General features: G+C 69.8%; 13 protein-coding genes, 1 tRNA gene and 1 rRNA gene. 2 read left to right on the forward strand and 13 right to left on the reverse strand.

The genetic code is table 11. From position 1 onward, the window contains the following. Window positions 1-10: 10 nt before the first annotated feature. Window positions 11-775, forward strand: coding sequence for an SDR family oxidoreductase (locus ABZ642_RS42495; RefSeq protein WP_360495785.1), 765 nt, complete (start codon window positions 11-13; stop codon window positions 773-775). Here the strand turns inward: ABZ642_RS42495 and ABZ642_RS42500 are convergent. From ABZ642_RS42500 to ABZ642_RS42545, 10 genes are all read right to left on the reverse strand, one after another. Continuing rightward, complete coding sequence (locus ABZ642_RS42500; protein WP_360495787.1) at window positions 726-1001, reverse strand: hypothetical protein; 276 nt, start codon at window positions 999-1001, stop codon at window positions 726-728. The two genes, ABZ642_RS42495 and ABZ642_RS42500, sit on opposite strands and share 50 nt — an antisense overlap. A gap of 101 nt (window positions 1002-1102) precedes the next feature. Beyond that, the gene (locus ABZ642_RS42505) at window positions 1103-1573 is read right to left on the reverse strand and encodes a DNA starvation/stationary phase protection protein (protein WP_360495790.1); all 471 of its coding nucleotides are present in this window, start codon (window positions 1571-1573) and stop codon (window positions 1103-1105) included. A 205-nt stretch (window positions 1574-1778) separates the two neighbouring features. Then, window positions 1779-2153, reverse strand: coding sequence for a helix-turn-helix transcriptional regulator (locus tag ABZ642_RS42510; RefSeq protein WP_132894382.1), 375 nt, complete (start codon window positions 2151-2153; stop codon window positions 1779-1781). Between the two features lie 109 nt (window positions 2154-2262). Next, window positions 2263-2808: a CinA family protein gene (locus ABZ642_RS42515; RefSeq protein WP_360495793.1), complete on the reverse strand. Its 546-nt coding sequence runs from the start codon at window positions 2806-2808 to the stop codon at window positions 2263-2265. Next, entirely contained in the window at window positions 2805-3704 is a 900-nt protein-coding gene (gene pgsA / locus ABZ642_RS42520) for a CDP-diacylglycerol--glycerol-3-phosphate 3-phosphatidyltransferase (RefSeq protein WP_360495796.1), read from the reverse strand. Before pgsA ends, ABZ642_RS42515 begins: the two co-directional genes overlap by 4 nt. Further along, the gene (rimO, locus tag ABZ642_RS42525) at window positions 3701-5173 is read right to left on the reverse strand and encodes a 30S ribosomal protein S12 methylthiotransferase RimO (RefSeq protein WP_360495799.1); all 1473 of its coding nucleotides are present in this window, start codon (window positions 5171-5173) and stop codon (window positions 3701-3703) included. Before rimO ends, pgsA begins: the two co-directional genes overlap by 4 nt. Window positions 5174-5265: 92 nt before the next feature. Beyond that, complete coding sequence (locus ABZ642_RS42530; RefSeq protein WP_360495802.1) at window positions 5266-6108, reverse strand: RodZ domain-containing protein; 843 nt, start codon at window positions 6106-6108, stop codon at window positions 5266-5268. Between the two features lie 275 nt (window positions 6109-6383). Then, window positions 6384-9146 (reverse strand): DNA translocase FtsK, encoded by a 2763-nt coding sequence (locus ABZ642_RS42535; RefSeq protein WP_360495805.1) that lies wholly within the window; start codon window positions 9144-9146, stop codon window positions 6384-6386. Window positions 9147-9270: 124 nt separating this feature from the next. After that, entirely contained in the window at window positions 9271-9951 is a 681-nt protein-coding gene (locus tag ABZ642_RS42540; RefSeq protein ID WP_360495808.1) for a response regulator, read from the reverse strand. Window positions 9952-10225: 274 nt separating this feature from the next. Further along, entirely contained in the window at window positions 10226-15685 is a 5460-nt protein-coding gene (locus ABZ642_RS42545; protein ID WP_360495811.1) for a HAMP domain-containing protein, read from the reverse strand. A 429-nt stretch (window positions 15686-16114) separates the two neighbouring features. Between ABZ642_RS42545 and ABZ642_RS42550 the strand changes: the two genes are divergently transcribed. Beyond that, window positions 16115-18871: a SpoIIE family protein phosphatase gene (locus ABZ642_RS42550; protein WP_360495814.1), complete on the forward strand. Its 2757-nt coding sequence runs from the start codon at window positions 16115-16117 to the stop codon at window positions 18869-18871. A gap of 59 nt (window positions 18872-18930) precedes the next feature. Here ABZ642_RS42550 and ABZ642_RS42555 read toward each other — a convergent pair. The 3 genes from ABZ642_RS42555 to rrf form a co-directional block, all read right to left on the reverse strand. Further along, window positions 18931-19006: transfer RNA gene (locus ABZ642_RS42555), tRNA-Thr, on the reverse strand. A gap of 76 nt (window positions 19007-19082) precedes the next feature. Beyond that, a complete protein-coding gene (locus tag ABZ642_RS42560) occupies window positions 19083-19745 on the reverse strand; it encodes a DegT/DnrJ/EryC1/StrS family aminotransferase (RefSeq protein WP_360495831.1) in 663 nt (220 codons plus the stop codon). Window positions 19746-19859: 114 nt separating this feature from the next. Continuing rightward, window positions 19860-19952, reverse strand: a 5S ribosomal RNA gene (gene rrf / locus ABZ642_RS42565); the annotation flags it as partial.

Genomic DNA, 19952 nt, shown 5'->3' on the forward strand with positions numbered 1-19952 from the left:
CCGTCCCTTCATGTCCCTCAAGGCGTACGACCTCACCGGACGCACCGCATTCGTCACAGGGGCCGCCGGCGGTATCGGCCGTGCCTCCGCCGTGCTGCTCGCCGAGGCGGGTGCGACCGTGCACTGTGCCGACCGCAACGCGGAAGGCCTGCACGAGACGGCCACGCTGATCAAGGACGGCGGCGGCACCGCCCACACCCACACCGTCGACGTCACCGACCGGACGCAGCTCGGGCAGGCCGTCCGGTCCTGCGAGCGACTGGACGTCATGGCGGCGATCGCCGGGATCATGCACCGCAGCCCGGTACTGGAGACCACGGACGAGGACCTCGACCGAGTGCTGGACGTCAACTTCAAGGGCGTCCTGCACTCCTGCCAGGAGGCGGCGCGGTTGATGCTCGACCGGCAGACCGGGGGCAGCATCATCACCATGGCATCCGGTGCGATCGACACCGGGGGCCCCGGCCTGCTCTGCTACGGCGCCGCCAAGGCGGCCGTGGTCCAGCTGACCAAGACGCTCGCGAACGAGGTCGGCCGGCAGGGCATCCGCGTCAACGCGGTCGCCCCGGGCTGGACCCGCACCCCCATGACCGAGCGCGACGACGGCGAGGAGCAGCGGCAGACGGAGGCATGGATGGCACGGCTGTCGCCCCTGGGCCGGGTCGGCGAGGCGGCGGACGTCGCACATGCCGTGCTGTATCTGGCGTCCGACGCCTCCTCGTTCACTACGGGCCAGATCCTGCGCCCGAACGGAGGGGTCGCGATGCCCTGGTAACGCCCCGCGTCCGCCACGCGGCCCGCCACCGCCCGGGGCCGAGGGCTCCCGCCGCCCGGTTCCTCGGCACGCAGTTCACCGGCAGCAGGCTCAGTCCCCATCCTCCGGCGGCCACGGTCCCCTCCAGGGCCCCGGCGCCGTCGGCGAAGGTGATCCGCAGCACGGCCCACCACCACACCGCCGCGAATCCCAGGGCAACCCCCCAGCGCACTATCCGTCCCACCATGGCCGCCACCTCCAGCCGGACGCTAGAACGCCGCCCGGTCCACCGGGGAGGCGCACCGAGGGCTCACCGAAGCAACGGCCGTCGGCCGACGTCGGCCACAGCTACGCGTTCTCCGCCTGGAACATCCAGTGATGTTTCTCCAGATCCGCCGTGATCCCGATGAAGATGTCCTGGGAGACCGGATCCGGCTCCGCGGTGGCCATGACCCGCTCCCGCATCCGGGTGATCACCGCGCCCAGCGCGTCCACCAGGGCACCCACCGCGTCCGAGTCCTTGACCCAGCCCCCGGGGGCCGTGGCGATGCCGCTGCCGGCGGCCACCGTCACCGCACGTCCGTCCGGCGAGACGCCCAGCGCCGAGGCCCGCTCGGCGACCGTGTCGGAGTGCGTCCGGGCCGTGCCGACGACCTCGTCGAGCTGGAGGTGGACGGTCCGGAAGCGGGGGCCGACCACGTTCCAGTGGATCTGCTTGGCTATCAGCGCCAGGTCCACGAGATCGACGAGGGCGCCCTGGAGCGCCTCGGCCACGGTCTTCAGGTCCGCGTCGGACAGCGGGCTCTTCACGACGTACATGCGTCTCTCCGGTCGTTTCGCCCCCTGTCGGTCCCTCCCACCATGACCGCAGCACCGGACACCGGCAAATGGACGCACACCGTCTCCGGGCGTACGAAGGCCCCGGCCGCGCCTCCCCAGGTCTGCCTGGAGAGGCCCGGGCCGGGGCCTCGTACACTTCTTCGACGCCGGGTCGGCGCCGCGTCGGGCTACGCCCGCACAGGCGTCACGCGGCGACCACGTCCACTGCCTCGGCGGGCGCCTTGATGGTCACCCGTTCCGGTGGCACACCGGTCACCGAGACGGTACCCAGCATCGGGCGAACCGGCGTGGGAACGGACTCGGTGGCCTGAGCGGACTGGGCCAGCTCGGCGAGAGCGAGTTCGTCGCTCACTTCTCGCATGAGCTCGGACATCCGTACGTCCAGCGCGTCGCAGATGGCGGAGAGCAGCTCGGAGGAAGCCTCCTTCTGCCCCCGCTCCACCTCGGAGAGATAGCCGAGTGAGACTCGGGCGGACGAGGAGACTTCGCGCAGAGTACGGCCCTGGCGCTGGCGCTGCCGACGCAGCACGTCACCCAGCAGGCGACGGAGCAGAATCATCGGTGGCTCCCTCCTCGGACCGCGTAGCCGCATCCTTCACGCCCCACCGTACCGCCTTGCGCCGCGGCCGTGCGGGGAGCGATGTCGTGTTCACTCAGGGCTGCAAACATCAAAACCCCCCGTTCTGTTCCGTATCCTGTGTCCGCTCATTCCCGGTCTGTTCGCTCGCAAGCTCCCTCAGAAGCAGTGCGAGTACGCTCCGTACACTCTCTCTACGAATTTCCGCACGGTCGCCGTTCAACCGCAGGGCCTCCACTTTTCCGCCAGCGGCAGAACCGGAACCTGCTGCGAAGGGGCCGTCGACGGCCACGAAAACCGTGCCGACCGGACGGCCGTCCTGGGGTTCGGGACCCGCGACCCCGGTGGTCGCAAGACCCCAGTCGGCGCCCAGTGCCTGCCGCACTCCGGCCGCCATCTGGGCCGCGACCTGCGGATCCACCGCGCCGTGCTGGGCCAGCAGAGTGGCGTCGACACCCAGCACGTCGTGCTTGAGCTCGGTGGCGTAGGCGGTGACCGAACCCCGGAACGCCTTGGACGCCCCGGGGACCGTGGTGATCTCCGCCGCTACCAGGCCGCCGGTCAGCGACTCGGCGACAGCCAGGGTCTGACCCCTCACCGTCAGTAGTCGCACCAGTTCGGCGGCCGTGGAATTCACGCTTCCGTCTCCTCCAACGCCGCCGCGCGCTCGGCGATTCCCTGCCGCCGCAGCACAATGGCCTGTCTCACGTAGTCGAGACCCGTCAGGACCGTCAGCACGACGGCCGCGGCCATCACCCAGAACCTCAGGGTCGCCAGCCACCCCGTCAGTGCCAGCACGTACATCCCCACGGCGATGCCCTGGGTGAGGGTCTTGAGCTTGCCGCCGCGGCTGGCCGGGATCACGCCGTAGCGGATGACCACGAAACGCAGCAGGGTGATCCCGAGTTCCCGGCCGAGGATCACGATCGTCACCCACCAGGGGAGATCGCCGAGCGAGGAGAGACAGATCAGCGCCGCGCCCATGATCGCCTTGTCGGCGATGGGGTCGGCGATCTTCCCGAAGTCGGTGACCAGGTTGTAGGTCCGCGCCAGATGGCCGTCGAACAGGTCGGTGATCATGGCGATGGCGAAGGCGGCCCAGGCGAGCGAGCGCCAGGCCGGGTCGTATCCGCCGCCGGCCAGCATCAGGGCGACGAAGCCGGGGACCAGGACCAGCCGGAGCATGGTCAGCAGATTGGCCACGTTCCACAGGCTGGCCTGGTTGACGGCGGCAGCGGCGATCTTCCCGCCCCGCACGGGCCGCTCGCCGTCACGCGAACCGGAACCCTCGGCGCCGAGGCTCGGGGCACCAGCGTGCTCGGCACCCGGGGAACCCGTGACACCGGCGTTCTCGACACCGTCGTTCTCGGCACTGACGTTCCGCGGACCGGCATCCTCGGCACCGGCGTTCTGCGGACCGGAGAGATCCGGACCGGAGAGGTCCGGAGCGGCACCGGAGGTGGCGGCGGAGCCCGGGACGGCGCCCTGCGCGCCGGAGGAGCCGCCCGCGGCGGACGCCGGGACTCCGGTCATCTGCCGGCCTCCTCACTCCACGCGGCCGAGCCCAGCAGCGGCTCGGCCACCAGGTCGACACCCTCCGTACCGACCACCTTCGCCTCGACGATACGGCCCACGCGCAGTCCTTCGCCGCTCGTGAGCAGCACCTGCCCGTCCGTCTCCGGCGCCTGGTGGGCCGCCCGGCCACGGACGCCGTCCTCGTCGTCGACGGATTCCACGAGGACGTGCACGGTCTCGCCGACGCGCTCCTCGGCCCGCTGCGAGACGAGTTCCTCGGCAAGCCGGGAGACCCGCGCGAGCCGCTCGGCGACAAGATCCTCGTCCAGCTTGTTCTCGTACGTCGCGGCCTCGGTGCCCTCCTCGTCGGAGTACCCGAAGACGCCGATCGCGTCGAGCCGCGCGCCGTTCAGGAAGCGCTCCAGCTCGGCCAGGTCGGACGCGGACTCGCCGGGGAAGCCGACGATGAAGTTGGAGCGGACGCCGGCCTGCGGCGCCTTGGACCTGATGGTGTCGAGCAGCTCCAGGAAGCGGTCGGTGTCGCCGAAGCGGCGCATGGCCCGCAGCACGCCCGGGGCGGAGTGCTGGAAGGACAGGTCGAAGTACGGGACGACGTTGGGTGTGGAGGTGAGGACGTCGATCAGGCCGGGGCGCATCTCGGCCGGCTGGAGGTAGCTGACGCGCACCCGCTCGATGCCGTCGACCTCGGCCAGCTCCGGCAGCAGGGACTCGAGAAGGCGGATGTCGCCCAGGTCCTTGCCGTACGAGGTGTTGTTCTCGGAGACCAGCATGACCTCCTTCACGCCCTGCTCGGCCAGCCAGCGGGTCTCGTTCAGCACGTCGCTGGGGCGGCGTGAGATGAAGGAGCCGCGGAAGGAGGGGATGGCGCAGAAGGAGCAGCGCCGGTCGCAGCCGGAGGCGAGCTTGACCGAGGCGACCGGGGCGCCGTCCAGCCGGCGGCGCAGGGGCGCACGCGGGCCGGAGGCGGGCGCCAGGCCCTCCGGGAGGTCGGACGGGCCGTGCCCGGGCAGTGCCACCGAGGCGGCCGAGTCCTGCCGCTCGGCCGGGCTGATGGGAAGCAGCTTGCGGCGGTCGCGCGGGGTGTGCGAGGCGTGGATGCCGCCGTTGAGGATGGTCTGCAGCCGGTCGGAGATGTCGGCGTAGTCGTCGAAGCCGAGCACGCCGTCCGCCTCCGGCAGCGCCTCGGCGAGTTCCTTGCCGTACCGCTCGGCCATGCAGCCCACCGCCACGACGGCCTGGGTTCTGCCGTGCCCCTTGAGATCGTTGGCCTCGAGGAGGGCGTCGACGGAGTCCTTCTTGGCGGCCTCGACGAATCCACAGGTGTTGACGACGGCGACATCCGCGTTCTCGGCGTCCTCGACGAGCTGCCAGCCGTCCGCCTCCAAACGGCCTGCGAGCTCCTCCGAGTCCACCTCGTTACGGGCGCAGCCGAGAGTGACTAGTGCGACGGTACGGCGTTCAGGCATGGGCTCAAGACTACTTCGTCCCACCGACAGCCCACGTCGAAGGGGCTGGCCGATCATGGCCAACCCCTCGGGTACGTGCTCGATCCGAACGCTTATCCGACTTCCGGGTCGCCCTTGGTGTAGGTCAGGCGCTCCACGGCTCCGGGCCGGAACTGGTCCTCGATCTTCTTGCCGTTGACGTAGAGCTGGATGGCTCCGGCGTCGCCGAGGATCAGGTTGATCTTGGAGCTGTCCTGGAAGGTCTTGGACTCGCCCTTCTTCAGAAGCCCGTCGAACAGCATCCGGCCGTTGTGGTCCTTTGCCGAGATCCAGCTGCGTCCGTCCACCGCGCTGACCTGGACGGTGACCTTGTCCTGGGGTGCGGCGGCGATCGCGCTGTCGGAGGGCTCGGGGGTCTTGTCGGGCTTGCTTTCCTTCGGGGTCGGCGAGGCCGGCTTGCTGGTCGTCGGGGTGGCTCCCTCGGCGACCGACTGCTTGGCGTCGTCGCCGCCGCCGCCCTTGAAGGCGGTGAAGCCGACGAATCCGATCACGACGACGATCGCGGCGACCATGGCCGCCGTCCAGTTGGGTCCTCGACGCTCGGGGCGGATACGTTCCGCCTCGAACAGCGGGGCGGCGGGCGTCGGCGCGGGCCGCCCACCACCGTGTTCGGCCGCGAACTGCGCCAGCAGCGGTTCGGGGTCGAGGCCGACGGCCTTGGCGAGGGTCCTGATGTGCCCGCGGGCGTAGACATCGCCGCCACAGGGGGCGAAGTCGTCGGCCTCGATGGCGTGCACGATGGCGATGCGGACCCGGGTGCTCCCGCTGATCTCGTCGACGGTCAGCCCGGCGGCGATGCGGGCCTGCTTGAGGGCTCGGCCTACGGAGGGGCGGTTTTCCTCGGACACGTCTGGGAACGGACGCTCGTCTTCAGGGGAGTTGCTGCCGATGGACACGGGGGCGCCTTTCGAGCGTGTAGCCACCTGTGCTGGAAGTTCAGTCTATGGGGGGTACGAAAGGGTGGGGCAACCGGGCGGTGGGACTTTGTACGCCATCGGTATGGCCGGGCATCCCGATGACGGGTCAGGTGCGCGCCCCAGGGTGGGGTGCACACCTTTCCTCTCGCTCAACTTGACGTACGTCGAAGGGAAACGGTTGCCCGTCGGTCTCTAACGGGTGGATCACGACATGCTCCACCCGGCCTACGGGCGCCCGAAGCCCTGAAACAGACCTACCCCTCAGACTCCCCACGGATCACAGCAAGCACTCCGTCCAGCTCATCGGGTTTCACCAGAACGTCGCGCGCCTTGGACCCTTCGCTGGGTCCGACCACCCCGCGCGACTCCATGAGGTCCATGAGCCGGCCCGCCTTGGCGAAGCCCACCCGCAGCTTGCGCTGGAGCATGGAGGTGGAGCCGAACTGCGTGGAGACGACCAGCTCGGCCGCCTGGCACAGCAGGTCGAGGTCGTCGCCGATGTCCTCGTCGATCTCCTTCTTCTGCTTGGTGCCCACGGTGACGTCGTCCCGGAAGACCGGCGCCATCTGGTCCTTGCAGTGCTGGACGATCACCGCGACCTCTTCTTCGGTGACGAACGCGCCCTGCATACGGGTCGGCTTGTTCGCCCCCATCGGCAGGAACAGGCCGTCGCCCTTGCCGATCAGCTTCTCGGCGCCGGGCTGGTCGAGGATGACGCGACTGTCGGCGAGCGAGGAGGTGGCGAAGGCGAGCCGGGAGGGCACGTTCGCCTTGATGAGGCCGGTGACCACGTCGACCGACGGGCGCTGGGTGGCGAGCACCAGGTGGATGCCGGCCGCCCGCGCGAGCTGCGTGATGCGCACGATCGAGTCCTCGACGTCCCGGGGCGCGACCATCATCAGGTCGGCGAGCTCGTCGACGATCACCAGGAGATACGGATAGGTCTTGAGCTCCCGCTCGCTGCCCTCCGGCGTCTTCAGCTTGCCGTCGCGGATGGCCTGGTTGAAGTCGTCGATGTGCCGGTACCCGAACGCGGCCAGGTCGTCGTAGCGCAGGTCCATCTCGCGCACGACCCACTGGAGCGCCTCGGCGGCCCGTTTCGGGTTGGTGATGATCGGCGTGATCAGGTGCGGGATGCCCTCGTAGGCGGTCAGCTCGACCCGCTTGGGGTCGACCAGGACCATGCGGACGTCCTCCGGGGTCGCCCGCATCATGACCGAGGTGATCAGGCAGTTGATGCAGGACGACTTGCCGGAGCCGGTGGCACCGGCGACGAGCACGTGCGGCATCTTCGCCAGCGAGTGCATGACGTAGCCGCCCTCGACGTCCTTGCCGAAGGCGACCAGCATCGGGTCGTCGTCCTCGGCGGACTCGGCGAGCCGCAGCACGTCACCGAGGTTGACCATCTCCCGGTCGGTGTTGGGGATCTCGATGCCGACGGCGGACTTGCCTGGGATCGGGCTGATGATCCGCACGTCCGGGCTGGCGACGGCGTACGCGATGTTCTTGGTGAGGGCGGTGATCCGCTCGACCTTGACCGCGGGGCCGAGCTCCACCTCGTACCGGGTGACCGTCGGGCCGCGGGTGAAGCCGGTGACGCGCGCGTCGACCTTGAATTCGGAGAAGACGTTGGAGAGCGAGGCGACGACCTTGTCGTTGGCCTCGCTGCGCGACTTGCCCGGGCCGCCCCGGGTGAGCAGGTCCAGGGAGGGCAGCGAGTAGGTGATGTCGCCGGAGAGCTGGAGCTGCTCGGCGCGCGGCGGCAGGTCGCGGGGCTTCTCGGGGGCCGGCTTGGTCAGGTCGGCGACGACCTGTTCGACCTTGAGCTGCTCCTGCTTGGGCCGCGCGGCCGGGACCGGACTCGGGCTGGGGCCCGGACTGGGGCTGGGGCTGGGGGCCGGCACGGGCGTGGGCGTGGTGTCCTCGCGGTCGCCGACGCTGACGCCCTGGGTGAGGTCGGCGACGAGCGCCGAGGGCGGCATCCCGTGCATGACCGCCCCGTCGAGCGCGGCGGCGGCCGCCGCGGCGACGTCCACGGCGTCCATCTGACGGCCCATCTCGGGCTGCGGCACGGCGGAGCGCCGCGGGCGGCCCCGGCGCTTGGCGAGGGCCTCCCGCTCGGCGACGTCCGGGTCGTAGGCCTGGGAGGCGCCGGAGCGCCTGCGGGAGCGCGCGGGCAGCGCCTCGCGCCACTGCTCGTCGTAGCGCTCGTCGTCGGTGTACTCGCCGTACTCGCCGTACTCGTCGGGTTCGGGGTCGTGCAGCAGCCCGAGGCGGATGCCGAGCGCGCGCAGCCGCTGCGGGATCGCGTTCACCGGGGTCGCGGTGACGACGAGCAGCCCGAAGATCGTGAGCAGCGCCAGCAGCGGTACGGCGAGGACCTCGGTCATGGTGTACGTCAGCGGGGTCGCCGCCGCCCAGCCGATGAGGCCGCCGGCGTCCCTTATGCCCTGCATGCCGTCGCTGCGGGCGGGCGAGCCGCAGGCGATGTGGACCTGGCCGAGCACACCGATGACGAGCGCGGACAGGCCGATCACGATCCGGCCGTTGGCCTCCGGCTGCTCGGGGTGGCGCATGAACCGTACGGCGATCAGCGCGAGCAGTATCGGCACCAGCAGGTCGAGACGGCCGAAGGCACCGGTGACCAGGATCTCCACCAGGTCGCCGACCGGGCCGCGCAGGTCTGCCCAGGTGCCGGCGGCGACGATCAGGGCGATACCCAGCAGGAGCAGCGCGACGCCGTCCTTGCGGTGGGCCGGGTCCAGGTTCTTGGCTCCCTGTCCTATGCCGCGGAAGACGGCGCCGACGGCGTGCGCGAGGCCGAGCCAGAGGGCGCGCACCAGGCGGTAGACGCCCCCGGTCGGGCTGGGCGCCGGCGCGGCCTTCTTCGCCGCGGCCCTTTTGGCGGGTGCCTTCTTGGCCGGGGCTTTCTTCGCGGCGGCCTTTTTCGCCGGCGCCTTCGCGGGAGCGGCCTTCTTCGGGGGCTGCTTCTTGGCTGCCGAGGGACGTGAGGCCATGGGTGTGAGGTTACCGGGGGATGCGACAGGGGACACGTGTGCCCACTGCTTCACCCGTTCGTGTCGCCCCTGCGGGGGCGCGGAACTGACGCGCTCTCATGGGCAACTGTGGCCGCCGCCTTCGTCAGTTCTGCGAGGGAAGCGATGGAGCGCCGCCTCCGGTGCCCGGTTCGAGAGCGTCCAGCGCCCGGCGCAGGCCGGTGAGTTTGCGCTCCAGATGGGCCGCCGTGGCCACCGCCGCCGCGTCCGCGGACTCGTCGTCCAGCTGCTTGGACAGCGCCTCGGCCTGCTCCTCGACGGCCGCGAGCCGCGCGGAGAGCTCGGCGAGCAGCCCCGCGGACTCCTTGCCGGTGACCGCGCCCTTGCCGCCGCCCTCCAACTGCAGGCGAAGCAGCGCCGCCTGCTCACGGAGCTGGCAGTTCTTCATGTACAGCTCGACGAACACCGAGACCTTGGCGCGCAGCACCCACGGGTCGAAGGGCTTGGAGATGTAGTCCACCGCGCCGGCCGCGTAACCCCGGAAGGTGTGGTGCGGGCCGTGGTTGATGGCGGTGAGGAAGATGATCGGGATGTCCCGGGTCCGCTCCCGCCGCTTGATGTGCGCCGCGGTTTCGAAACCGTCCATGCCCGGCATCTGGACGTCCAGCAGAATGACCGCGAAGTCGTCCGTGAGCAGTGCCTTGAGCGCTTCCTCCCCGGACGATGCCCGCACCAGTGTCTGATCGAGCGCAGAGAGGATGGCCTCCAGCGCCAGCAGATTCTCCGGCCGGTCATCGACCAGGAGGATCTTGGCCTTCTGCACCATGGCCCGCCCTCCTCGCCCCGGATGTGCACCGGGCGCCGCCCCAGGGGACGACTCCCTTTCGCCGCCCGTCCTTGTGCCGGTCATGGTAGCCGCACCCCGCCTGTCGCCACACCCTGTCACCGCGATGTCACTGTGCACGTAGCAGAAACGCAGCCGGGGACCAGAAGGTTCCCCCAATCCCGCACTTCTACACGGGTTCGACAACCCTGAGTCAGCAACTCCCCGTGCACACGGAAGGTTCCCGAAACGTTCACATCACACCCGCCCGTTCCGGTCACTCCTCGCGCATCCACTTCTCCATCACCGCCAGCAGGTGATCGGGGTCGACCGGCTTGGTGACATAGTCGGAAGCTCCCGACTCGAGCGCCTTCTCCCGGTCGCCCTTCATCGCCTTGGCGGTCAGCGCGATGATCGGCAACCCCGCGAACTGCGGCATCCGACGGATCGCCGTGGTCGTCGCATAGCCGTCCATCTCGGGCATCATGATGTCCATCAGAACGACCGCGACATCGTCGTGCTGCTCCAGGACCTCGATGCCCTCGCGACCGTTCTCGGCGTACAGCACCGACAGGCCGTGCTGCTCCAGGACGCTGGTGAGCGCGAAGACGTTGCGGATGTCGTCGTCGACGATCAGCACCTTCTCCCCGGTGAACCGTACGCCCCGGCGCGGCGCCGGAGCCATCGCCTCCTGCTCGGCCAGCACCGGCCACGACTCGGCGATCTGCGGGGTGGCCCGGCGGCGGCGCCGGAAGAGCGCCGCGGCACCGTTCTGGGTCTCCTGGTACGACTTCACCTCGGCCGGCGTCTCGATCTCCACACCGGACAGCTCCGAGCCGCGGTTCTGCGAGGCGACCAGGTCCCCGGCCTCCAGCGCGGGCACGGACTGCTGGTAGCCCTGCGGCGGCAGTTCGCTGGGGTGCAGCGGCAGGTACAGCGTGAACGTCGAGCCGCGGCCCGGCTCGCTCTGCGCGTGGATCTCACCGCCGAGCAGCTGCGCGATCTCCCGCGAGATCGACAGACCGAGGCCCGTACCGCCGTACTTGCGGCTGGTCGTGCCGTCGGCCTGCTTGAACGCCTCGAAGATGACGCGCATCTTGCTGGCCGCGATGCCGATCCCGGTGTCGGTCACCGAGAACGCGATCAGCGGCGCGTCCGGATCGCTGAGCGAGCCGGCCTCCAGGAGCTGCTCCCTGATCCCCACCGGCACGTCGCCGCTGGCCGGCCGGATCACCAGCTCCACCGAGCCGGAGTCGGTGAACTTCACCGCGTTGGAAAGCAGGTTGCGCAGCACCTGGAGGAGCCGCTGTTCGTCGGTGTGCAGGGTGGCGGGCAGCTCCGGGGAGACCCGCACCGACAGGTCGAGGCCCTTCTCCGCGGTCAGCGGCCGGAAGGTGGCCTCCACGTAGTCCACCAGCTGGACCAGCGCGATACGCGTCGGGGAGACGTCCATCTTGCCCGCCTCGACCTTCGACAGGTCGAGGATGTCGTTGATCAGCTGGAGCAGGTCGGATCCCGCGCCGTGGATGGTCTCGGCGAACTCCACCTGCTTCGGGGAGAGGTTGCCCTCGGCGTTGTCGGCGAGCAGCTTGGCCAGGATCAGCAGCGAGTTGAGCGGGGTGCGCAGCTCGTGCGACATGTTGGCGAGGAACTCGCTCTTGTAGCGCATGGAGACGGCGAGTTGCTCGGCACGCTCCTCCAGGACCTGCCTGGCCTCCTCGATCTCGGTGTTCTTCACCTCGATGTCGCGGTTCTGCTGGGCCAGCAGCTCGGCCTTCTCCTCCAGTTCGGCGTTGGACGCCTGAAGGGCCTTCTGCCGGTTCTCCAGCTCCGCCGACCGCTCGCGCAGCTGCTCGGTCAGCTCCTGCGACTGCTTCAGCAGCACCTCGGTCTTGGTGTTGACGGAGATGGTGTTGACGCTGGTCGCGATCATCTCGGCGATCTGGTTGAGGAAGTCCTTCTGGATCTGGGTGAACGGCGTGAAGGACGCCAGCTCGATCACCCCGAGGACATTGCCCTCGAACAGCACCGGAAGCACGATCACCTGCGCCGGGGGGGCCTCGCCGAGCCCGGAGGAGATCTTCAGGTAGCCGGTGGGCGCCTTCTCCACCAGGATCGTGCGCTTCTCCTGGGCGGCCGTGCCGATCAGCGCCTCACCGGGCCGGAACGACGTCGGCATGGAGCCCATCGAGTAGCCGTACGACCCCTGCATGCGCAGCTCGTAGGCCTCCTCGGTCTCGGCGCTCAGGTCCTTGCCGTCGACCAGGGGCATCGCCATGAAGAACGCGCCGTGCTGCGCGGTGACCACCGGCGTCAGCTCGCTCATGATCAGCGAGGCCACGTCCGCCAGGTCGCGGCGGCCCTGCATCAGCGCCGAGATACGCGCCAGGTTGCCCTTGAGCCAGTCCTGCTCCTGGTTGGCGACCGTGGTGTCGCGCAGGTTGGCGATCATCTTGTTGATGTAGTCCTGCAGTTCCTGGATCTCGCCGGAGGCGTCCACGTCGATCTTCAGGTTCAGGTCGCCGCGGGTCACCGCGGTCGCCACGCGCGCGATGGCACGCACCTGCCGGGTCAGGTTCCCGGCCATCTCGTTCACGGACTCGGTGAGGTCCCGCCAGGTGCCGTCCACGTCACGCACGCGTGCCTGACCGCCCAGCTGCCCCTCGGTGCCCACCTCGCGGGCCACCCGGGTGACCTCCTCGGCGAAGCTGGACAGCTGGTCGACCATCGTGTTGATCGTCGTCTTGAGTTCGAGGATCTCGCCGCGGGCGTCGATGTCGATCTTCTTGGTCAGGTCGCCCTTGGCGATGGCCGTGGTGACCATCGCGATGTTGCGCACCTGACCGGTCAGGTTGGACGCCATCCCGTTCACCGATTCGGTGAGGTCCTTCCACGTACCCGCCACACCCGGTACGTGCGCCTGACCGCCCAGAATGCCGTCCGTGCCCACCTCACGGGCCACCTTGGTGACCTGGTCGGCGAACGAACTCAGCGTCTTGACCATCGTGTTGATGGTGTCGGCGAGCTGGGCCACCTCACCGCTGGCCTCGATGGTGACCTGCCGGGTCAGGTCGCCGTTGGCGACCGCCGCCGAGACCTGGGAGATGTTCCGCACCTGCATGGTCAGGTTGTTGGCCATCAGGTTCACGTTGTTGCTGAGGTCCTTCCAGATGCCCGTGACACCCGGAACATGCGCCTGACCGCCCAGGATGCCCTCGGTACCCACCTCACGGGCCACCCGGGTCACCTGCTCGGCGAAGCTGGACAGCTGGTCGACCATCGTGTTGACCGTCGTGACGAGTTCGAGGATCTCGCCCTTCGCGTCAACAGTGATCTTCTTCGACAGGTCGCCCTTGGCGACCGCCGTCGTGACCTCGGCGATGTTGCGGACCTGGATGGTCAGGTTGTTCGCCATGAAGTTCACGGACTGGGTGAGGTCCTTCCAGGTGCCCGCCACCCCCTGCACCTCGGCCTGGCCGCCCAGGATGCCCTCGGTGCCCACCTCGCGCGCCACGCGCGTGACCTCCTGGGCGAACGACGACAGCTGGTCGACCATCGTGTTCAGGGTGTTCTTCAGCTCCTGGATCTCACCGCGCGCGTCCACGGTGATCTTCTGGGAGAGGTCACCCCGGGCCACCGCGGTCGCCACCTGGGCGATGTTGCGCACCTGGGCGGTGAGGTTGCCGGCCATGCCGTTCACCGAGTCCGTCAGGTCCCGCCACACCCCGGCCACACCGGGCACCTGCGCCTGCCCGCCGAGCCGGCCCTCCGTACCCACCTCGCGGGCCACCTTGGTGACCTGGTCGGCGAAGGCGGAGAGCTGATCGACCATCGTGTTGATCGTGCTCTTCAGTTCGAGGATCTCGCCGCGCGCGTCGACGTCGATCTTCTGGGACAGGTCGCCCCGTGCCACCGCCGTCGTCACCTGGGCGATCTGCCGCACCTGCGAGGTGAGGTTGCCGGCCATGAAGTTGACGGAGTCCGTGAGCTCCTTCCAGGTGCCCGAGACGCCGTCCACGCGGGCCTGACCGCCGAGGCGGCCCTCCGTACCCACGTCCCTGGCCATCCGCGTCACCTGGTCGGCGAAGCTGGAGAGCTGGTCCACCATCGTGTTCACGGTGTTCTTCAGCTGGAGCATCTCACCGGAGACGTCGACCGTGACCTTCTGCGAGAGGTCGCCGTTGGCCACCGCCGTCGTCACCTGGGCGATGTTGCGCACCTGGCCGGTGAGGTTGCGGAAGGCGGTGTTGACGGAGTCGGTCAGGTCCTTCCAGGTGCCGGCGGCCCCGGCCACCTGGGCCTGGCCGCCCAGTTCACCCTCGACACCGATCTCCCGGGCCACGCGGGTGACCTCGGCACCGAACGACGACAGCTGGTCGACCATGCCGTTGACGGTGTTCTTCAGTTCCAGCATCTCGCCGGCCACGTCCACGGTGACCTTCTGCGAGAGGTCACCGTTGGCCACCGCCGTCGTCACCGCGGCGATGTCCCGCACCTGCGTGGTCAGGTTCCGGAAGACGGTGTTGACGGAGTCCGTCAGGTCCTTCCAGGTGCCCGCCGCGCCCGGCACGTTCGCCTGCCCGCCGAGCTGTCCCTCGGCACCGACCTCGTTGGCCACGCGCGTGACCTCGTCCGCGAAGATCCGCAGCGTCTCGGTCATCTGGTTGATCGTCTCGGCGAGCTGCGCGACCTCACCACGGGCCGGGACGGTCACCTTGCGCGACAGGTCACCGCTGGCGACCGCGGTGGTCACCTCGGAGATCCCGCGCACCTGGGCGGTCAGATTGCCCGCCATGGTGTTGACGGAGTCGGTGAGCTCCTTCCACGTGCCGGCGACCCCGGGCACATGCGCCTGGCCGCCCAGGATGCCGTCCGTGCCCACCTCACGGGCGACCCGGGTCACCTCGGAGGAGAAGGCCGACAGCTGGTCCACCATCGTGTTGACGGTTTCCTTCAGCTCCAGCATCTCGCCGGCCACCTGAACCGTGACCTTCCGGGACAGATCACCCTTGGCGACCGCGGTCGTCACCAGCGCGATGTCCCGCACCTGGGCCGTCAGCCGGTACGCCATCGTGTTGACCGAGTCCGTGAGGTCCCGCCACGAACCGGACATACCGCGCACCCGGGCCTGCCCGCCCAACTTGCCCTCGGTACCCACCTCGCTGGCCACGCGCGTGACCTCGTCGGTGAACGTCGACAGCTGGTCCACCAGGTTGTTGACGGTCCGGCCGACCTTCAGGAACTCACCGCGCAGCGGGTGCCCGGCCCCGTCCACCGACGGCGACCGCAGATCCATCCGCGGCGACAGGTCACCCTCGGCCACCGCCGTGAGGACCCGGCCCACCTCGGAGACCGGCCGCACGAGGTCGTCGACAAGGGCGTTGGAGTTGTCCACGGCAGCCGCCCAGGAGCCTTCACAGGCACCCGTTTCCAGCCGTTCCGTGAGTTTTCCCTCACGTCCGACGACCCGCCGCACCCGTGACAGCTCACCCGTGAGGTGGAGATTGCGGTCGGCGACCTCGTTGAAAACCGCCGCGATCTCCGACATCACGCCGTCACCGGACACCGTGAGCCGCTTGCGGAAGTTCCCGTCGCGCATCGCCTCGAGAGCCACCACCAGCCGGTTCAGGGCAGCCGTGTCCACCGCCGTGGTCCCGTCACCGCCCCGCTGCCTGCTCAGGGACGGTCCGCCTTTCGCGCGCGCCTTAGTGCCCCGCGCCGCTGCGCCAGACTCCACTGTGTCCCTCCCGCAGGGGTCGACCGTTACCACTGTGCCCGTACCACTGTGCTCGGATACCCGCCTTGGTCGGCGTACCGCTCACTCCGGCGTACCCGTTACTGCTGCGTACCCGTTACTGCTGCGTATTTCTGCCAGATCGGATCCGGCCACACCAGGGGCTGCTGCCCGCCGTACACGCAACGCACTCAGCCTGCCCGTACCTTCATCAGAAGCTTGCCCAGTGTTTCACCCTGTCCGAACCAGGCCATAACAGTTCGGCAGCTTCGCACATCGTCCGCACACCCTGGGGCGTGAACACTGGCGACCGGCATCCGCTCGGACGGCGAAGGTAAGTAACCTTGCATGCGGCTGTCCAGCCGCGCCGGTTTGTTCGGCCTGGGCGGTGGCACGAGAACGAGCGGGCATTCGGAGGGGCGGCCGCAGACCATGACCACCGGAGTGATCCCCGGGGGACACACCCCGGAGCCACGGCCCACGGGCGAGCGGATGCCGCAGCAGCGGCACGAGCCGGCCGGCCAGGGAAGCCCGCATGTCGAGAACCGGTCGAGGAGTTCTGTGATCACCGCGCGCGCGGCCGCCAGCTTCGAGCCCGTCGGGCGATCGGTCGCGACCGCCCGGGCCTTCGTCCGCGACACGCTCCAGGGCTGGGGCTTCGCGGACGTCGTCGACGACGCCGTGGTCCTCACCAGCGAACTGGTGACCAACGCGGTGGTGCACGCGGGCACCCACGCCGACGTCCTGTGCCTGCGCGCGGACGACGGGGTGCGCATCGAGGTCGCCGACCGCTACCCGGAACGCGAGGTCCCGCTCCAGGGCTCCGCCGTCAACATGGGCAGCCCCGACCGCGAGGGCGGCCGCGGGCTCCAGCTCTGCGCGGCCCTCGCCGCCCGCTGGGGTGTCGAGTACACGCCCACGTACAAGAATGTCTGGTTCCAGATCGATCTCCCCGAGCGTCCGGTGGGCACGCGCGCGGCCGGCCCGTCCCTCCCCGCCGACCTGCTGCCCCTCGCGGACGGCCGGGTCCGGGTCGCGGTCGTCCAGATCGACCGCAAGGGCTCCATCACGGCCTGGAACGAGGACGCCGAGGAACTCTTCGGCCACACCACCGCCGAGGTCACCGGCAAGCCGCTGACCGACCTCGCCGCCTGGCCGCACACCCCCGGAACCGGCACCGGCGTCGCCGAGGCCCTCCAGCTGTCCCGCTGGGAGGGCAGTTACGGCATCCGCGGCGCCGACGGCCGCGTCACCTCCGTCTACGCCTCGCACCTGAGGGTCCGCGACACCGGCGGCGAGCCCTCCACCGTCTGTCTGCTGGTGCGCGACCACGAACGCGCCGTCCTGCAGACCCCGTTGCGCCTGCCCGCCTCCGACGGCAGCGGCGCCCCCGACGGCCAGAGCACCGACCCCTTCGAGGTGTTCATCGGCTCGCCGGCCCCCGACGACCTCGACGGCCTCCTCCAGCGCACCGTCGAGCGCGCCCGCGACATGCTCGACGGCGACTCCGCGTTCCTGCTCCTGGCGACCGACGACGAGACCGAGCTGGAGGTCCGCGCCTCCACGGGGCTGCCGTCCGCCCGTCAGCGCTTCGCGCGCGTGCCCGTCGAAGCCGGCCCCGGCCGCTACGGCTCGGCCCGTATGCCGGCCGTCCACGAGGATCTGACGGCCGTTCCGGGCGCGGTCCCCCTCCTGGGCGGCACCGGCATGCGCTCGGTCGTCACGGTCCCGCTGAAGGTCGAGGGCCGCCTGACGGGCTCCCTGGGCGTCGCCGCGGAGGGCCCGGGCAGATACTCCAACGAGGAGGCGCTGCGCCTCCAGTTCGCCGCCGACCGCATCGCCCTCGCCGTCGAGTCGGCCCGCCTGGGCGAACTGGAGCGGCTGCGCCGCGGCTCGCTCAGTTTCCTGGTCGAGGCCTCCGACCTGCTCGCCGGCACCCTGGACCGCGACCAGACCCTCGCCCTGATGGCACAGATGACGGTCCCGACCCTCGCCACCTGGTGCGCGGTCTACACGATCGCCGACCAGGCCTCCGAGCCCTACCTGTCGTACGTCCTGCACGAGGACGAGGAACTCATCGACGGCATCAAGTCGTTGCTCTCCAAGGTGCCCCCGCCGGACCCGGTACCCACCCCTGGCGCCCGCGTCTGGGCGGCCCCCGCCGAGCACGCCCACCAGGCCGCCCTGCGCAGCTCCATGCGCAGCCTGGGCCTGACCGGCGGCCCCGCCCGCCAGGTGTCCTCCGCCATCGGCCCGACGCTCGCCACCGCCTCGGCCGTGGGCGGCGAGACCGTCGTCCTTCCCCTGGTGGCCCGCAACCGCGTCATCGGCATGCTCACCCTGGGCAAGCCCACCGACGAACACTTCCGTCAGGAAATCCTGGAACTGGCCGAGGACCTGTCCCGCCGGGCCGCCCTCGCCCTGGACAACGCCCGCCTGTACTCGGAGCGCACGGCCATCAGCCAGGCCCTCCAGCGCAGCCTCCTGCCCCCGGGCACCCCGCACATCGAGGGCGTCGAGGTCGAGGTCATCTACCGCGCGGCCGGCGAGGGCAACGAGGTCGGCGGCGACTTCTACGACGTCTTCCCCATCTCCGACGGCACGTACGGCTTCGCCATCGGCGACGTCTGCGGTACGGGTCCCAACGCGGCCGCCGTGACGGGCCTGGCGCGGCATGCGCTCCGGCTCCTGGCCCGGGAGGGTCTCAGCGGCCCCGCGGTCCTGGAGCGCCTCAACTCGGCCATCCTCGACGAGGGCTCCCGCAGCCGCTTCCTGACCCTCCTGTACGGCGAGATGCGCCCGCAGGAGGACGGCAGCGCGGAGATGAAGGTGGTGTGCGCCGGCCATCCGCTGCCGTTGCGCCTGCGCCAGGACGGCACGGTGGAGGCCGCCGCCGAACCCCAGCCGCTGCTCGGCGTCATCGAGGACCTGGAACTCTACGAGCAGACGATCACCCTCGACCCGGGTGATGTCCTGCTGTGCGTCACGGACGGTGTGACGGAACGCCGGGAGGGCACCCGCATGCTCGGCGACGACGGTCTCGCGGACGTCCTCACGACCTGCACGGGCCTGACGGCGGGTGCCGTCGCCGCACGCATCATGCGCGCGGTGGAGCGCTTCGCGTCCGACGCCCCGTCGGACGACATGGCGATTCTCGCGATGCGGGTCCCCGGCCTTCAGAAGGACTGAGGGCGGGGGCGGAAGAAGACACAAAAAAGTCCCGCCCGAAAGGGCGGGACTTTTCTTGCTGGAGCCCCCAAACGGAATCGAACCGTTGACCTTCTCCTTACCATGGAGACGCTCTGCCGACTGAGCTATAGGGGCCTGTTGCCTTTTCGGAGTTTCCCCCGCGGCAACGGAATAGATCATACCCCGAACGGAGCCGAGTTCCCAAACCCGTTCAGAAGGCGGGCTGGAGCAGTCCGCCGAGAGCGTTGCAGGCGGAGACGATCCGCTGCATCTCCCGTTTCGTCAACGAGGCGTCCACGGGCAGCGCCAGCGTCCCGTCGGCCGCCAGCTCGGTCTCCGGCAGCGACACACAACGCCGGAATTCCGGCAACCGGTGCACGGGCGTCTTCACCGGCACCCGGCAGTCAACCCCCTTGCCCCGCAGGGCCCGCGCGAAAGCGTCCCGGTCGGGCCGGCCGTTCCCTGGCACCCGCACGACGTACTGCTGGTAGGTGTGCCCGTCGCCACCGTCAGGCGTCCGCACGCCACGCAGCTTCGCATCGAGGTAGGCGGCCCGCTGCCGCCGCTGCGCGATCTCGTCGTACGGCGCCTCGGACTCGCCCTGCTCCAGGACCAGCAGCCCGTGCCGCTGCCCCAGCGCATGCAACCCCCGGATGTCGGCCCATCGTCCGAAGCGGTGTACGACAACCACGGCCGCGGACCGGGCAGTTACGGCCGCTTCCACCGCCGAGACGTCGAGGCAGTAGCTCACCGGATCTATGTCGGCGAACACCGGAAGCGCGCCGGCGAGTGTCACGGCCTCGGCGACCTCCGCGTTCCCGAAGGCCGGCACGATGACCTCGTCGCCGACTCCGACGCCGGCGGCCCTGAGCATTGCAGCAGTACCCATGACAGCGATGCTCTGCGCGCAACGTGAACTTTGCGTTACGCATACCAAAAAAGGGCTGGACCCGGAACGGAAATTCCGGGTCCAGCCCTTTGAATAATTGTTCGGCGGTGTCCTACTCTCCCACAGGGTCCCCCCTGCAGTACCATCGGCGCTGTAAGGCTTAGCTTCCGGGTTCGGAATGTAACCGGGCGT

The sequence above is a fragment of the Streptomyces sp. NPDC007157 genome (genome assembly GCF_040634235.1).
In the GTDB taxonomy this organism is placed as follows: Bacteria; Actinomycetota; Actinomycetes; order Streptomycetales; family Streptomycetaceae; genus Streptomyces.

Bases quoted from the DNA above. Each gene is read 5' to 3' on its own strand.
- ABZ642_RS42510 (WP_132894382.1), bottom strand. From the start codon at position 2,153: ATGATTCTGCTCCGTCGCCTGCTGGGTGACGTGCTGCGTCGGCAGCGC.
- pgsA (WP_360495796.1), bottom strand. From the start codon at position 3,704: ATGACCGGAGTCCCGGCGTCCGCCGCGGGCGGCTCCTCCGGCGCGCAG.
- rimO (WP_360495799.1), bottom strand. From the start codon at position 5,173: ATGCCTGAACGCCGTACCGTCGCACTAGTCACTCTCGGCTGCGCCCGT.
- ABZ642_RS42505 (WP_360495790.1), bottom strand. From the start codon at position 1,573: ATGTACGTCGTGAAGAGCCCGCTGTCCGACGCGGACCTGAAGACCGTG.
- ABZ642_RS42550 (WP_360495814.1), top strand. From the start codon at position 16,115: ATGACCACCGGAGTGATCCCCGGGGGACACACCCCGGAGCCACGGCCC.
- ABZ642_RS42560 (WP_360495831.1), bottom strand. From the start codon at position 19,745: ATGCTCAGGGCCGCCGGCGTCGGAGTCGGCGACGAGGTCATCGTGCCG.
- ABZ642_RS42500 (WP_360495787.1), bottom strand. From the start codon at position 1,001: ATGGTGGGACGGATAGTGCGCTGGGGGGTTGCCCTGGGATTCGCGGCG.
- ABZ642_RS42495 (WP_360495785.1), top strand. From the start codon at position 11: ATGTCCCTCAAGGCGTACGACCTCACCGGACGCACCGCATTCGTCACA.
- ABZ642_RS42540 (WP_360495808.1), bottom strand. From the start codon at position 9,951: ATGGTGCAGAAGGCCAAGATCCTCCTGGTCGATGACCGGCCGGAGAAT.
- ABZ642_RS42535 (WP_360495805.1), bottom strand. From the start codon at position 9,146: ATGGCCTCACGTCCCTCGGCAGCCAAGAAGCAGCCCCCGAAGAAGGCC.